The sequence below is a fragment of the Occallatibacter sp. genome, assembly GCF_049510455.1.
Lineage (GTDB): Bacteria > Acidobacteriota > Terriglobia > Terriglobales > Acidobacteriaceae > Telmatobacter.
The window spans coordinates 1-14,424 of the sequence record NZ_JBEKYX010000076.1 but is presented as its reverse complement, the minus strand read 5'-3'; the positions used below and the strand labels follow the sequence as shown (position 1 = coordinate 14,424).

The window sequence follows — 14,424 nt, the reverse complement described above, 5'->3', positions numbered from 1 at the left end:
GTGAACGGAATTGAGGAGGATATGAGTAATACCGCGGTATTGATGACGGATATGGCAATTCTTGTGGCGATCTTCGCGGCTGGGTTGCTGGCCAAAATGTTTCCGCGCAAGAAAAACGGCGCCAGGTAAGTGAGTGGCGATCCCACCCTAGCGACAAAAACAAAAACGTCGCGAGGGTGCGGCACCCGGCAACGGAGTGATTCAGGGGGCCTGATCACTGTGGTTGTAACTGGCATGTGATGTGAACGTACTTCAACAAATTGTTTCCTGGTTGAAGGGACCGGGAATCCAATGACGAACGAAATTATTTTGATCTCAGGACTATCGGTCCTGGCGTTGATTTTGCTTCTTGGAGTTATGGCGCGGATGTATCGCAAGGCTGGGCCGAACGAGGCGCTGATTGTGTATGGCATAAAGGGCCCGCGCGTGGTTAAGGGTCACGGCACATTCATTATCCCGATGGTGGAGAGCTGTCGAGATCTGAGCATGGAGCTGATGAGCTTTGATGTGGCTCCGCAGCAGGATCTTTATACGAAGCAGGGCGTGGCGGTGACCGTTGAGGCTGTTGCACAGATCAAGGTACGGAGCGACCAGCCGTCGATTCTTACCGCGGCTGAGCAGTTTTTGTCGAAGGCTCCACAGCAGAGAGAAGGTTTGATTCGCCTGGTGATGGAGGGGCATCTGCGCGGGATTATCGGTCAGTTGACTGTCGAGCAGATTGTGAAAGAGCCGGAGATGGTGGGCGACCGGATGCGCTCGACGTGCGCGGATGACATGAGCAAGATGGGGCTGGAGGTGATTTCGTTCACGATCAAGGAGGTTCGCGACAAGAACGAATACATCTCGAATATGGGTAGGCCTGATGTTGCTCGCATCAAGCGCGATGCGGAGATGGCCACTGCCGAAGCGGAGCGCGATACCGCCATTCTGCGGGCCACGGCAACGCGCGAGGCCGCGGTGGCCAAGGCGCAGGCGGATCAGGATCGCGTGATTGCCGAGACGGCATCACAGACGCGTCAGGCCGAGGCGCAGAGAGACCTGGACATCAAGAAGGCCGAGTATGCGGAGCAGAGCCGCAAGCAGCAGGCTTCCGCGGACAAGGCTTATGAGATTCAGGCGAACATCATGCAGCAGCAGGTGACGGCTGAGCAGGTGAAGGTGCAGCAGGTGGAGAAGGAGGGCCAGATCAAGGTGCAGGAAGCGGAAATTGCGCGCCATGAGAAGGAACTGATTGCCACGGTGCTGAAGGAGGCTGAGATCAGCAGGCAGCGGATTGAGATGATGGCCCTGGCTGAGAAGAATCGTTTGACATCAGAGGCGGAAGGCCGCGCTGCCGCGATTCGCACGCAGGGCGAGGCTGAGGCGAGCATCATCTTCCAGAAGGGCGAGGCTGAAGCGAAGGCGATGAACGTGAAGGCCGTGGCTTACCAGGAATGGAACCAGGCGGCTGTTGTGGACAAGCTGTTGACCAACATGGCCGATGTGGTTCGCGCAATGGCGGAGCCGCTGAGCAAGGTGGACAGGATCACGATTGTGTCCACTGGAAACGATGGCGATGCCGGCGTACACAAGATTACCGGAGACATGACGAAGATTGCGGCGCAGGTTCCGGCACTGTTTGAGGCGTTGAGCGGGATGGACATCAAGCAGTTGATGTCGAACGTGAAGGCGATGAAGGACAAGCCGGCGAATGGGGAAGCGAAGAGCTAGCTATTAGCTATTAGCTTGTGGTTGCGTGGGTCGAGTGACTCACGCAGCCAACAACACGATTGAATGAACGAGGAGATTATGGCAGCGGGATTTGAAGCAGGAAAGACTTTGGCGCGTGGCTTTTGGGTAGTTGTGATTGGCGGGTTGATGGTGGTGGGGCTGGTGCTGTGGGGTGGTCCGGTGTATAGCCGCTATCAGACGCGCGCCAATGAGGCGAACAAGATCCAGGTGAATGAGCTGCTGATTCAGCAGACGGAGCAGCTTGTGCAGGTGGAGCGGCAGAAGGCGCAGATCCGCATTGTGGACGCGGAAGGCATTGCAAAAGCGCAGCAGATTATCAATGCAACATTGACCGACCGGTATCTGCAGCATGAGGCGATTCAGGCTCAGCAGCAAATGGCGAACAGCCCGAATCACACAACGATTTACATTCCGAGTGGCAACAACGGGATTCCGCTGGTGAAGACGGTGGATGAACCGGTGCAGCAGCAGGAGAAGAGCAAGTAACAGGAAGTGAGTAGTGGGAAGAGTGAGTAGCGAGGAGGTTTTATGTCATTACTTGAAAGAGTCGGAACTCTATTGCGGGCCAATCTGAATGAGCTGGTGGAAAAGGCGGAAGACCCGGAGAAGCTGCTGAAGCAGATTGTTCTGGATATGGAGAACCAACTGATGCAACTGAAGACACAGGTGGCGATTGCGATTGCGGACCAGCATCTGCTGGAGAAGAAGCGCGGCGAGCAGGAACGCGAGACCGCGGACTGGCGGCGGAAGGCTGAGCTTGCTGTGGGCAAAGGGCAGGACGATATGGCGAGAGCGGCACTGGAGCGCTCACTGAGCCACGAGGCGCTGGAGAAGGGATTTGCGAGCCAGGTGGTGGATCAGCGGCAGGAGGCGGAGCATCTGCGTCAAGCGCTGGGCAAGCTGGAACAAAAATTAAGCGAGACGCGGGCGCGGGCGGAGATGCTGGTGGCCGAGCATAGGCGCGCGCGGGCTGTTGGCCGGGCCGCGGAGGCGCGGCGTGTTGCGGGCATCGATAAGGCTCATGCCGTGGAGCGGATGCAGAGCAAGGTGCATGCACGCTCGGCTGAGAGCGAGGCTGCGAGCGAGGTGCTGGCGCAGGAGTCACTGGAGGAGCGGTTCCGGACATTGGAGAGTGAAGATCGTGTGGAACTGCTGCTGCAGGAGATCAAGTCTCGTATGGAGGAGCGGCAGGCGGCGGTAGGTTAAAACAACGAAAAAAAAGGAGCGGTGTGGGCGGAGGCGCGTCTAATCAGGAGATTCAACCTGATGCGGTCTCCGCCCTTTTTGCGTGCGCAGAAAGAAGGCGAGATGCGTAAGGCATCTACTGTGTTTCTTTCGTACAAGCTATTCCTGACGGGCAATTTTTTATTGGTGGGATGATGTTCCGGAATCATAATTTTTCTCGAAACTGGACTGCCGCTGTTTTTTTTACATTTAATTTTGGATCCGCGATAACTGCTCAGCAGGTAGATTCTGCTGCGGCAGCAACAGCACCTGCTGTGGCGGAACAGACGGCGCAGGCGCAAGCGATTCCGGCGGCTCCGGATGCGCAGCCCGGGCATATTACAGGCACGGTTGTGGATACGTATGGCGACGTGGTGGTGGGCGCCACGGTGGTGCTGGACGATGGCACGATCACGGATCAGAAATCCGTGATCAGCGATGACAACGGGTTCTTTCAATTCGCCGGAGTCAAGCCGGGAGTGGCTTACCATGTGACGATTCATGGCAAGGACTTTGCGGACTGGAAATCCCAGGAGATTGTTGTCAAGCCGGGCGACTTTGCTACGGTGGCGGGAATCCAACTGAAGTTGTCAGAGGCTTCTACCTCAGTGACGGTATACGGGGACAATCTGCAGATTGCGACGGAGCAGATACAGGTGGCGGAGCATCAGCGGGTTTTGGGATTCATTCCGAATTTCTACGTGGTGTATGACTCGGAGAATGTTGTGCCGATGCCGGCCAAGCTGAAGTTCAAACTGGCTTTCAAGGTGGCGGTAGACCCGGTGAGCTTTGCGGCAGCGGCGTTTCTGGGAACTGTGGATCAGGCTTCGAATTCGCCGAATTACCCGCAGGGCTGGGCGGGATTTGGAGAGCGGGTTGGAGCAAGATACGCGGATGGATTTACGGATATCCTATTCGGCGGAGCAATTTTACCGGCGCTGCTGCACCAGGATCCCCGCTACTACTACCAGGGGACGGGCACGACGAGCTCGCGGCTGAAGCATGCGCTGGCTTACCCGTTTATCTGCAAGGGAGATAACGGAAAATTGCAGCCGAATTATTCGACGATTGGCGGAGATTTGGTTTCAGCGGGGCTGGCGAATCTGTATTATCCGCCGTCGAACCGCGGGATTGGCCTGGTGTTCACGAATCTTGCGGTTGGCACGGCGGAGCGAGGACTGAGCACGGTGCTGCAGGAGTTTGTGCTGCGAAGGCTGACGCCGAGGGCGAAAAAAGACAATTAACCTCGAATGAGTTCTTTTGTAGTGTCTCAGTTTGAAGAAACTGCCACAGGGGATAAAGCCCAATTTCATTTTTATGGCCTTTTCGGCACGACTAAAGTCGTGCCCTGTTACAACGCAATTCAAATTGAGACACTGCCAGTGCTTTTGGGCGCTTGTGAGTTAACCTAGAGAGACGGGTAATTCATTCTGTAGCGGCTGGACTGTAGTTTCCACGCCGGCTACGGGAGTTGCCCTATTTCCTCCGCATACTGGAGACGGTCCAGGTCCAGCGCTTCTGGTGATCAATGCAGTATTTTTTTCGGGCGATATGTTTTGGTGCGGCGATTCTGTCCACGGCCGGCGTTGTTGCGCAAAGCCCTCAGAACGTGCAGGACGGCACTCAGACGACTGAGTTGCCGGATGCGCCTCAGCCGCAGGTGGCAGAGCTGGAACTGACACAACAACAACAGCAGCCCGCGCCGAATACTAACGGGACGCAATCGAGTTCTCAATCCACATCTCAATCCAGTTCTCAATCGGGTTCAGGGTCTCAGCAGCCGGGGCAGCAGGCTGGACAGCAGCCGGGGGACCAGAGCCAATACGACAAGGCGCAGGAGCAGATCAAGAAGCAGGAGACGCAGCGCGCTTTTGGAATCATTCCATCGTTCAACACCTCGTTTACTCACGATGTGGTTCCGTTGACCAAGGGACAGAAGTTCAAACTTGCGCTTCGCGGGTCGATCGATCCGTTTACCTTTGCGCAGGAGGCGTTGATCGGCGGCTACAAGGAGCTGGGCGATAACTATTACGGATATGGCTGGGGAGCGCAGGGGTATTTCAAACGCTTTGGCTCAGCGTATGCGGACGCGTTCCTAGGAAACGTGATCGGCAATGGTATTTTGCCTGGGTGGTGGCACCAGGAGCCTCGATATTTCCGGCTTGGGCATGGGAATGTGTTCCATCGGGCGTGGTATTCGGCGCTGACGGCGGTGCGATGCAAGCATGACGGTACGGATCGCTGGGAGCCGAATTATTCGAATGTGATCGGCAACGTTATCTCGGGCGCAATCTCGAACCTGTACTATCCGCCGGAGCAAAAGGGCTGGGAGCACACTTTTGTTGGTGGTGGGATTGTGAATACGGCTCAGGGGATTATCGGCACAGAGATCCAGGAGTTTGCCTGGGATATTGCTAAGAGGTTCCAGAAGAAGACCGCGCAGCAGATCGATGAGGGTCAGCAGTCGAATTCGGGTCAGCCGCAGAAGCAGTAGGGCGCGGCAACAAAATATATTTGAATCACCAAGGACGACCGGCCTTGGTATAGTGCTCCCATGCTCGCCCCGGTGCATATTTGATGCTTATGGCCTTACAGCAACAGGTGAAGGAACGCGTCGCTTGAGAGCCTGAAGATAAGCAGATCACTCTGACTGGACGGATCAATTTCGTTTACGGATATGGCCTCCCGGGTTGGGGTGAGGATCGCAAGCATGATGCGCGTATCTCATATTGGGTAATCGATTTTCCGAATGCAATCAATACTCCATGCACGCCTGAACGTCCCGAATGGAAAGCGATAGATTGTCAATCAACAAAACGTCTGCGGTTAATCGTAGAGGGCGACTCCCGTCGCTTAGCAGAAGCCAAGGCCTCGCAAGGCCGGATAGCCGCAGTCGGCGGCATTTTGCATAGGGCAGACACGGCTGGCGAGATAACGCCTATTTATGTAGACGTCAAAGAGATTAAACCTCTGCTGTAAAGCCTGCGGCTTCCTCTGGCAAGTCAAAATATCGATCCTCTTGCGCCATATATGCCAGGGACTGAAGTCCAAGAATTTTTTCGGCGGCTTTCGGCACGGCTGAAGGCGTGCTCTGCTACAAGGCACATTCAGCGAGGGTTTGCGGTATCCCGTTCATCGAGCAAAAGCGCTCGATGGATGGGGCACCCGGCGTTTCGTGTGCGTATAAGTCAGGCCAGAGGAGCTCAAGGCTTTGCGGGGTCGGGTGTGGATGCGGGGCCGACCTGGGTGACATGCACGGTGGCGTTTGTCTCCGGCACGGAGCCATCGTTGACGCGCACTTCAACGGGACGGCCATGGATGGGGATGCGCGCGATGGTTTTGCCGCGCGCGGGGATCTGCACGCGCTGCGTGATGGAGATGGTGTCTGTGCGAACGACCACGGGGACATCCACGCCGGCGTAGCCTGAGTTGGACAGATGGACAGCAGCAAGCCAGTTGCCAGCCTGCTGCGGGCTGGTGAAGAGACTCTCGATGGAAAGATCGGGCAGGCCGCGGTCGGCATCGACCCAATCGGCAAAGAACCAGTGCAGGTCGGATTTGGCGGATTTCTGGAGCGCGGCTTCAAAGTCGGCAGTGGACTGAGGGCCGGCGCGCAGCGCCGCGGAGAGCGCGTCGTCGCCTGCGATGTCACGGAGCATCCAGAAGACGTAAGCCGCCTTGGTGCGGTAGTAGACGGGTGTGGAAGCAGCGCCAAGCGGCAGGCCGGAGCTTTGGCCGGGGCTTTCGGGCTCGGCGAGCGCAAGGGCCGAGCGGCCGGCTTCCAGCATTTCGAGAGCCCTGGGTCGGCCGTACTGCTGCTCGGTCCAAAGGGTGCCCATGAAGTAGGGGATGCCTTCCGAGAGCCATGCGGATAAAGCAGGGGACTGCGGCGACTGAAGCCATGCGTGCGTGAGCGCGTGAGCGAGGGTGAATTTGAGCTGTTCGGGATCAGCGTCCTTGATGGCTGTGACCAGCAGTGGGCCGGTCTCGTAGGGTGCGTCGCTGGGGTCCGGCAGGTCGAGCAGGGTGAGCTGCGAGCGCGGTTTGTCGCCGAGCCACTGCTGAAGGAACGGTGTAACGGGCTTCTCGGCCAGGGTCCAGGAATCGGCCCAGGCGTCATCTTCAGCGCGTGTGAAAGCGGTGAGGTCCGCGCCAGCATGAGCGGTGCGGATGGCGACGAAGAGGCTGGGGGCTTCAAAGCCGAGCGGCACGGTCTGCGATTCCGCCGTGGCTACGCCGGAGACTTCAATACCCGAGTTTTCGGAGTCGGTGACGGCGAGCGGGACGGGATGGCCATTGACGAGCGCGATGGTGGGCGCCTGGCCGTGGGGAAACTCGGCTGTGAGGTGGAGATGGAAGCGCGCGGGCGCCATGCGGGATTTCTGATCGCCGATCTGATCGAAGAGGCGCGAGCCGTCCCCGAGAATGACGGGCGGCGCGGAGACCGGATACCAGGCGACATTGCCGAAGCCGCGCAGGCCGGTGAACGCAGTGTCGATGCTGTCCCAGTCGGAATGCAGCGCGGCATCTTCCGGAGCGCCGACGGAGATGAGGCGCTGGGCGGAAGGCTCAATTGTGCCGGAATAGGTGACGTCGAGCGCGATGGTTGCGCCGGGAGCGAGCGGGGAGCTGAGCGCGACGGCGGCCTCATGGAGCTGGCCGGTGTGGTCGGCATCGGAGTTGAGCGTGGCGACCTCGAAGGCTGCATCTTTATCCAAGACGCGGATGCGCTCCCAGTTAAGCGTGGAGGAGATTTCAAGGGGGATGCGGGCGAGGGGCGTTTTGCCGTCGTTGCGGGCGGTGAGCAGGGCGCGCACGGCGATCTGGTGCTCGGCGGCGCGCAGATGCACGTCGAGATCGTAGGCGGTGAAGGTGACTGCTTCGCGCTCTTCGTCGGTTGAGACGGGGGCCTTGGCGAGTTTTGTTTCGGGCGAGGCCTGGGTGACGGTCTGGCCGCTTTCGTCGGTGGAGCGGGAGAAGATGACTTTGCCGCTGGGGGCCGGCTGTGCAGGTTGTTGTGAGGCAGGTTGCGATTGCGAGGCGGGAGGATTGGGCTGCGCGGGAGTTTGCGACTGTGCGAAGCAGATTGCGTTCAGTGCGAAGAGAGCCGCACAGATGCGAAATCTCATTGCGGCATTTGAAACTGACGGGCGAATCGATTGGGGTGCCTGGTGAAACAAAAACTTACCTCAGGGGCTAAAGCCCGGAAAATACTTCGCTAGTTTCGGCACGACTAAAGTCGTGCCCTGTTACAAAGCGTGGCCGCAAACGATACGTTACACACTGCCCAAACCCTTCTGTTTCTTTTGAGGCTTGGACGAGGCGGAGGCTGTTGTGGAAGCGGGACGGGCGGCTTCTCGAACTTTTGCGCGGCGCTGGCGGGAGGCTTCATAGAGTACGACTGCGCCGGCGGCGGAGACGTTGAGGGAGCTGACGCCGCCTGCCATGGGGATGCTGAGGATGTGGTCGCAGGTGCGCTTGACGAGATCGTGGAGGCCGGCGCCCTCGCGGCCCAGGACGAGAACGCAATCGCCGGTGAAATCGAACTGGTCGTAATCCGATTCGCCACGTTCGTCGAGGCCGATGATCCAGAGGTTCTGCTCTTTGAGCTCCTCCAGGGCGCGGACGAGGTTTACGACGCGGGCGATGCGGAGATGCTCGGCTGCTCCGGCGCTGGCTTTTACGGCGACAGGGCTGATTGGCGCTGAGCGGCGCTCGGTGAGGACGACGCCATCGACGCCTGCGCCGTCAGCGACGCGGAGGAGCGCGCCGAGGTTCTGCGGGTCTTCGACGCCATCGAGCGCGAGAACGAGGCGCGGCTGGCCGGGCTGCCGGGGCTCAAACAAGTCTTCGATGGAGAGGAACTCCGCGGCGCGGACCATGGCGACCACGCCCTGATGGCCGGCGGTGCCGGCGACCTGGGTGAGTTGGTCGCGCGACTCCTGACGGACGCGGATGCCGGCCTGACGGCAGGCGGCGACGAGGCGTTCGAGACGCCCCGCTTGTCCCGCTTCGAGGCGCTCGCGGGCTACCAGGACGTGGTCAAAACGGCGGCGACCGGCCTTGAGCGCCTCTTCGACGGAATGGACGCCGTAGAGAATCTCCATGTATTTAGTGTAAAAGGCTAACGCGCGTCAGCCGCCAGTTTAGCGCTGGCAAGCCGATTGAGGCTGATTCCCTGCTCGGCGGCCTCAATCGCGAGCGTGCGATGCACCGAGGGCGGAATTCGCACACGGAACTGGCCGCTGTAATGCCTTTCCGCAAATGGATGAGGGATTTCTTCGCCATTCGATTTGAGATCAGCGACGGCATCGGATACCTGACGGCGAATTCCAACGAGAGCTTCTTCCGGCGTGACGGCCAGCCAGGAGAGCGAGGGGAATTCCGAGCACAGCCCCACATGCTCGCCATCTTCCGCAGACCACGTTACGCGATAGGTGTAGCGATCAGTCTTCCGCGTCATTTTCGTTGTTCTCTTCATGACGAAGCTCCTTCAGCTTGTCGATGGCCAGCAGCGCCTGCCGCACCTGATATGCCTTGGCCTTACCGTTGTCGTTCTGAATGTCGATGCGCGGGTCGCCGGGCCAGGGCGTTTTGAAAAGCACGTGGCTGCTGCCGGTCTGGCGCGGCTCGCCAAAGTGCTCCACGCAAACCTTGAGCAGATCGGCGAACCGCACGTTACGAGGCTCGCGGCGCATGGCTTCAAGAATCTTTTTGATCGACGCCACATGAAAATGGTACCACTATTGGAACCATTTACGATGACGAAAAATATTGCTCCGCATGCTTCCCGCACGCCATACTTCTCTCACCGCAATGGCTGCTTCGAAAGCAAAATCCTTCCGCGCACGGCTGGAACTGGTTCGGGATTACATGAACTGGACGGTGGTGCGCGTGCCGTTCGATGTGGCAAAGACGTGGCCGGAGATGCAGAGGAGGCGGGTGAAGGGCACGCTGAATGGCGTCAGTTTCAGGACCTCGCTGCTGCGGATTGCCAAGGGTGAGGGCGACTGCATTGTGGTGTACAAGAAGATGCAGCGCGAGGCGCAGGTGAAGCCGGACGATGAGGTTGCGATCAGGCTGGAGCCGGACCTTGAGGAGCGGGAGGAGATTCTGCCGGAGGAATTTGGGCAGATTTTGAAGGCTGAGCCGGAGCTGAGGCGATGGTTCCAGAGCAAGCTGAGCCCGTCGGACCGGAGCTGGATTGGACAGTTTATCGGGCAGGCGAAATCCGCGGAGACGCGCAAGCGGCGCGCCGAAGAGATGGCGGAGCGGCTGATGCTGACGATGGAGGGGGAGCTGGAGACTCCGCCGATTTTGAAGCTGGCCTTTCAGCGCCAGCCGGTGGCGGAGCGGGGATGGCGGGCGATGACGGAGGTGCAGCGGCGGCGGCATCTGCTGGGGATCTTTAACTGCCGGACGCCGGAGACCCGCGAGAAACGGGTGCGGGCGGTGATGGAGCAGGCGATTGCGGTGGCCCAGCGGACGCGCACATCCCACCCTGGCGGCAAAGACAAAGACGCCGCGAGGATGGGGCACCCGGCGCGTGCCGAGAAACGGCCGGACAGGCACAAGAATACGTAAAGTTTTGTAAAGTACGGAATAATATACATCTCAAGCAATTAATCTGTCGTCTATAGAGACAGATGCAAGCGATGGCCACAGTTCAGTCAGTGTTTACCCGCAGCGCAGCCACGGCTGAGCAGGAGGCTGTGCGACAGGAAAATCTGGCGATTGCCGGCGGATTGAAGCGCCGTGAGCCAGGGCTGCTGGATCAGCTGATTGTGCGTTACCAGCACAGGCTGCTGCGCTACCTGGTGTACTTGACCGGGAGCCGCGAGCTGGCCGAGGACCTGTTCCAGGAAGTGTGGATGCGGGTGCTGCTGCGCGGCGATCAGTTCAATGGCAAGTCCCGCTTTGATACATGGCTCTTTACGATTGCGCGCAACCTGGTGATTGACTTCCGGCGCAAGCGCACGTTGTCCAGCCTGGATGAGCTCTTTGAAGGCTCAAGCGGCGACGACCGGCCGATGAGCTTTGAGTTGACGGACGGGCAGCCCACTCCCTTTGACCGCATGGCGACGAGCGAGGACCGCGAACGGGTTTCGCAGGCGCTACTGCAGGTGGATATGCTCTACCGCGAGGTTCTGGTGTTACGCTTCCATGAAGAGCTTTCACTGCAGGAGATTGCGGCGATCACGCGGGCGCCACTCTCGACGGTTAAAAGCCGTCTATACCGGGGCCTGGCGGCAATTCGACCGCAACTGGAAGCCCACAATTTCAGCGAGGCAGCGGGATGAATCAGATAGCGAAGGGGCCGAAGTCCGAGCAGGGACTGGCCGCTTCGATTTCTGCAAACATGTCAGCCGAGCGCGACCGCGAGGTGGCGCACAGGACGCGGCGCGTGGTGCTGGCCTCCGCAGGCGTGCTGAATGACCAGAGGGCAGGCCGGAAACGCGTGCGGTCGGTGGCGCTGGCGGCTACGCTGCTGGTGCTGCTGCTGGTGGGGCCGCTGATATGGTGGGCGGCGGATAACCTGATTTCCGGCGAGCACATGGGCGACCTGACCAGCGAATTCAGCCTGTGGGTGTGCATCCTTTGCCCCGCACTCCTGGCGGCGGCGCTGATAGCGGGCTGGGTGCGGAAGAAATAGACATTCCAACGAAAAATACCGCAGGGGCCAGGTCTTCTCGGTTTTTTGCGGCGTCCTGGGCGCGGCCTTGTTACAGGGCGAATCCAACCGATCCATTTCCGGCTGCTGGTCCTGACTGCTGGTCTGGGTCGCTGGTATTGGCCGCTGGCGTTTATTCCGAACTGGATGATGACGCTGGAGCTGCGGAGGGTGCGGGCGTGCTGGAGGATTCTGTCTTTGCGGCGGAATCGCCGGCGTGCTTGGCGGCGCTGTCCGGCGTGCTTTTGGCAGCGTTGCCAGGGGCGGGCCTGGGCGCGTAGTCGTTGATGTACCAGCCGGCACCCTTGAACTGAAGCGCGGGCGCGGTCAGCGGGCGCTCCACGGGACCGCCGCACTGGGGACAGACGGTCTCCGGCTCGGTGTTGAACTTCTGAATTTTTTCATACTGGTAGCCGCACTGGGTGCAGCGATAGGCATACAAAGGCAACTTTTGCGCTCCGGAAGAGAATCTGCTTATTTTTATTGTACTAAGAGCGCGGAATGAGCGCGACGATAGGCAATCGGCGGGATAGCAGACAGCCGGACTTGAGCTTTCTGTTTCTTGCCAACTCCGCCAGTCCCGCTAACTCCGCGCATTACACTGAAAGAGCCATGAAAGACGTCTCGGGAAACAACATTCGCGCTACTTTTCTGCGCTTTTTTGAAGAGAAGAAGCACCGTATCGTACATTCTTCTTCGCTGGTGCCCGCCAATGACCCCACGCTGCTCTTCACCAATGCGGGCATGAACCAGTTCAAAGACGTCTTTCTCGGCGCAGAAAAGCGCGACTACTCCCGCGCTGCCACTTCGCAAAAGTGCGTTCGCGCCGGCGGCAAGCACAACGATCTTGAAAACGTAGGCTTCACCCGCCGCCACCATACCTTCTTTGAGATGCTCGGCAACTTCTCCTTCGGCGACTACTTCAAGAAGGACGCCATCGCCTTCGCATGGGAGCTCATCACCAGCCCCGAGTGGTTCGGCATCCCGAAAGACAACCTCTACGTGACCATCTTCGAAGGCACAGCAGACGTGGGCCGCGACGATGAAGCCGAACAACTCTGGATGGATGTAGGCGTCCCCAAAGAGCGCATCTTCCAGTACGGCGTCAAAGACAACTTCTGGCAGATGGGCGAAACCGGCCCCTGCGGCCCGTGCAGCGAAATCTTCTACGACATGGGCCTCGAAGCCAGCGAGCACGGCAAAGACTTGCCCTTCGGCCAGGACGACGCCCGCTATGTAGAAATCTGGAACCTGGTCTTCATGCAGTTCGACCGCATCATCGATCGCTACGAGTGTTCGGAGCACCCCGAAAGGCATCAAGCATCCCCGTTTCTTTGCGACAAGATGCACGCAAACGGCGACTTTATGCGAGGTGCACTTCCCGTATATCGCCTCGAACCGCTCCCTAAGCCCTCCATCGATACCGGCATGGGTCTTGAGCGCGTCTCCGCCGTCCTGCAGAGCAAGCTCTCAAACTTCGAGACGGACCTCTTCACGCCGCTCATCGAACGCGCCGGAGAACTGACAGGCCTTGTAACAGGGCACGACTTTAGTCGTGCCGAAAGCTCACCCCAAAAAGATGGGGCTTTAGCCCCTGAGGGAATTGAATCACTGGTACAAAACGCCAGCCTCCGCATCATCGCCGACCACGCCCGCGCCGCCACCTTCCTCATCAATGACGGCGTACTGCCCTCAAACGAAGGTCGCGGCTACGTCCTCCGCAAAATCCTCCGCCGCGGCATTCGTCATGGCCGCTTGCTAGGCCAGGAAAAGCCATTTCTCTTCGAAATGGTCTATGCCGTTCGCGATGAAATGCAAGGCGCTTATCCCGACCTCATCGACTCTGCCGACCGCGTAGCCAAGGTCATCGAAGCCGAAGAGAAGCAGTTTGATCGCGTGCTCAAAGAAGGAAGCAATCGACTGGAATCTGAAATTGCTTTGGCTGTTGACAAAGTTGTTGGATCTTTCATCGGACAACATGCACACGCAATCCCCGCGAATGCAATCGACCATGAGTTGAGACAGATTCTTAAAACCGGAATTCAGCATCAGCGACGAGCAGAAGCGATTAAGTGGGGCATTGGCTTCCTAAATGAATATGGCGGGAGCAACGCAGATGTGAGGCTCGACGGAAAAACAGCCTTCTTTCTCTATGAAACTTTCGGTCTGCCAATTGATTTCATTGCAGACGTTGCGCGTGATTTTGAAGTCGGCTTCGACGAAGCCGGCTTCGAAGCCGCCCGCGCCGAAGAACAGTCCCGTGCTCGCGCAAGTTGGAAAGGCGGCAGCCAGAAGACCGCCAGCCCCGCATACCGCGAGTTGCCCAAGACCATCTTCGAAGGCTACAAACAGCTAACCTCAACGAACTCCGAAGTCCTCGCCATCGTAAAGGACGGCGCAGGCGTCCCCGCCGCCAAAGCGGGTGAGCTCGTCGATGTAGTCCTCGACCACACCAGCTTCTACGGCGACTCCGGCGGCCAGATCGGTGACACAGGCGTCTTCCTCTCGACGGACGGCAACACCACCATCGCCGAGATTCAGGGCTGCGTTCTCCCCGTCCAGGGAGTCCGCGCCCATCGCGCGCTCCTCAAGCAGGACCTCGCCGTCGGCGACCACGTCAATACCGCCGTAGACGGCCCACGCCGCGATTCCATCAAGCGCAACCACACCGGCACACACCTGCTCCACGCCGCTCTCCGTCAGGTCCTTGGGCTCCACGTCAAGCAGGCCGGCTCGCTCGTCGATTCCACGCGCCTCCGCTTCGACTTCTCCCACTTCGCACAAGTCGCCGACGAAGA

At 59.0% G+C, this 14,424-nt stretch carries 14 protein-coding genes; 9 read left to right on the top strand and 5 right to left on the bottom strand.

What is annotated here, in order from left to right; translation table 11 throughout:
• Positions 1–291: 291 nt before the first annotated feature.
• From ABSG47_RS14505 to ABSG47_RS14485, 5 genes are all read left to right on the top strand, one after another.
• The gene (locus ABSG47_RS14505; protein ID WP_424170412.1) at positions 292–1,710 is read left to right on the top strand and encodes a flotillin family protein; all 1,419 of its coding nucleotides are present in this window, start codon (positions 292–294) and stop codon (positions 1,708–1,710) included.
• Between the two features lie 78 nt (positions 1,711–1,788).
• Positions 1,789–2,217: an SPFH domain-containing protein gene (locus ABSG47_RS14500; protein ID WP_424170411.1), complete on the top strand. Its 429-nt coding sequence runs from the start codon at positions 1,789–1,791 to the stop codon at positions 2,215–2,217.
• A gap of 42 nt (positions 2,218–2,259) precedes the next feature.
• Positions 2,260–2,937, top strand: a complete 678-nt coding sequence (locus ABSG47_RS14495) for a PspA/IM30 family protein (RefSeq protein ID WP_424170410.1) — start codon at positions 2,260–2,262, stop codon at positions 2,935–2,937.
• Positions 2,938–3,230: 293 nt separating this feature from the next.
• Positions 3,231–4,199 carry a carboxypeptidase-like regulatory domain-containing protein gene (locus ABSG47_RS14490; RefSeq protein WP_424170409.1) on the top strand — a complete coding sequence of 323 codons (969 nt, stop codon included), beginning with the start codon at positions 3,231–3,233 and terminating at the stop codon, positions 4,197–4,199.
• 284 nt (positions 4,200–4,483) lie between these two features.
• Positions 4,484–5,449 carry a hypothetical protein gene (locus ABSG47_RS14485; RefSeq protein ID WP_424170408.1) on the top strand — a complete coding sequence of 322 codons (966 nt, stop codon included), beginning with the start codon at positions 4,484–4,486 and terminating at the stop codon, positions 5,447–5,449.
• 709 nt (positions 5,450–6,158) lie between these two features.
• Here the strand turns inward: ABSG47_RS14485 and ABSG47_RS14480 are convergent.
• The 4 genes from ABSG47_RS14480 to ABSG47_RS14465 form a co-directional block, all read right to left on the bottom strand.
• Positions 6,159–8,084 (bottom strand): M1 aminopeptidase family protein, encoded by a 1,926-nt coding sequence (locus ABSG47_RS14480; protein WP_424170407.1) that lies wholly within the window; start codon positions 8,082–8,084, stop codon positions 6,159–6,161.
• A 147-nt stretch (positions 8,085–8,231) separates the two neighbouring features.
• A complete protein-coding gene (gene rlmB / locus ABSG47_RS14475) occupies positions 8,232–9,062 on the bottom strand; it encodes a 23S rRNA (guanosine(2251)-2'-O)-methyltransferase RlmB (protein WP_424170406.1) in 831 nt (276 codons plus the stop codon).
• A 17-nt stretch (positions 9,063–9,079) separates the two neighbouring features.
• The gene (locus ABSG47_RS14470; RefSeq protein ID WP_424170405.1) at positions 9,080–9,436 is read right to left on the bottom strand and encodes a type II toxin-antitoxin system HicB family antitoxin; all 357 of its coding nucleotides are present in this window, start codon (positions 9,434–9,436) and stop codon (positions 9,080–9,082) included.
• On the bottom strand, positions 9,402–9,683 hold the full coding sequence (locus ABSG47_RS14465) for a hypothetical protein (protein ID WP_424170404.1): 282 nt from the start codon (positions 9,681–9,683) through the stop codon (positions 9,402–9,404). Before ABSG47_RS14465 ends, ABSG47_RS14470 begins: the two co-directional genes overlap by 35 nt.
• 55 nt (positions 9,684–9,738) lie before the next feature.
• Here ABSG47_RS14465 and ABSG47_RS14460 point away from each other — a divergent pair, with 55 nt between their 5' ends.
• From ABSG47_RS14460 to ABSG47_RS14450, 3 genes are all read left to right on the top strand, one after another.
• A complete protein-coding gene (locus ABSG47_RS14460) occupies positions 9,739–10,539 on the top strand; it encodes a YdeI/OmpD-associated family protein (protein WP_424170403.1) in 801 nt (266 codons plus the stop codon).
• 71 nt (positions 10,540–10,610) lie between these two features.
• Positions 10,611–11,255 (top strand): RNA polymerase sigma factor, encoded by a 645-nt coding sequence (locus ABSG47_RS14455; RefSeq protein WP_424170402.1) that lies wholly within the window; start codon positions 10,611–10,613, stop codon positions 11,253–11,255.
• On the top strand, positions 11,252–11,608 hold the full coding sequence (locus ABSG47_RS14450) for a hypothetical protein (RefSeq protein WP_424170401.1): 357 nt from the start codon (positions 11,252–11,254) through the stop codon (positions 11,606–11,608). The genes ABSG47_RS14455 and ABSG47_RS14450 overlap by 4 nt, the downstream gene beginning before the upstream one ends.
• A gap of 151 nt (positions 11,609–11,759) precedes the next feature.
• On the opposite strand, the gene ABSG47_RS14445 is transcribed toward ABSG47_RS14450, so the two are convergent.
• Complete coding sequence (locus ABSG47_RS14445) at positions 11,760–12,074, bottom strand: FmdB family zinc ribbon protein (protein ID WP_424170400.1); 315 nt, start codon at positions 12,072–12,074, stop codon at positions 11,760–11,762.
• Between the two features lie 164 nt (positions 12,075–12,238).
• On the opposite strand from ABSG47_RS14445, the gene alaS reads away from it, so the two are divergent.
• A partial coding sequence (gene alaS, locus ABSG47_RS14440) for an alanine--tRNA ligase (RefSeq protein ID WP_424170437.1) occupies positions 12,239–14,424 on the top strand: 2,186 nt, incomplete at its 3' end.

Bases quoted from the DNA above. Each gene is read 5' to 3' on its own strand.
- ABSG47_RS14505 (WP_424170412.1), top strand. From the start codon at position 292: ATGACGAACGAAATTATTTTGATCTCAGGACTATCGGTCCTGGCGTTG.
- ABSG47_RS14500 (WP_424170411.1), top strand. From the start codon at position 1,789: ATGGCAGCGGGATTTGAAGCAGGAAAGACTTTGGCGCGTGGCTTTTGG.
- ABSG47_RS14495 (WP_424170410.1), top strand. From the start codon at position 2,260: ATGTCATTACTTGAAAGAGTCGGAACTCTATTGCGGGCCAATCTGAAT.
- ABSG47_RS14485 (WP_424170408.1), top strand. From the start codon at position 4,484: ATGCAGTATTTTTTTCGGGCGATATGTTTTGGTGCGGCGATTCTGTCC.
- ABSG47_RS14480 (WP_424170407.1), bottom strand. From the start codon at position 8,084: ATGAGATTTCGCATCTGTGCGGCTCTCTTCGCACTGAACGCAATCTGC.
- rlmB (WP_424170406.1), bottom strand. From the start codon at position 9,062: ATGGAGATTCTCTACGGCGTCCATTCCGTCGAAGAGGCGCTCAAGGCC.
- ABSG47_RS14470 (WP_424170405.1), bottom strand. From the start codon at position 9,436: ATGAAGAGAACAACGAAAATGACGCGGAAGACTGATCGCTACACCTAT.
- ABSG47_RS14460 (WP_424170403.1), top strand. From the start codon at position 9,739: ATGCTTCCCGCACGCCATACTTCTCTCACCGCAATGGCTGCTTCGAAA.
- ABSG47_RS14455 (WP_424170402.1), top strand. From the start codon at position 10,611: ATGGCCACAGTTCAGTCAGTGTTTACCCGCAGCGCAGCCACGGCTGAG.
- ABSG47_RS14450 (WP_424170401.1), top strand. From the start codon at position 11,252: ATGAATCAGATAGCGAAGGGGCCGAAGTCCGAGCAGGGACTGGCCGCT.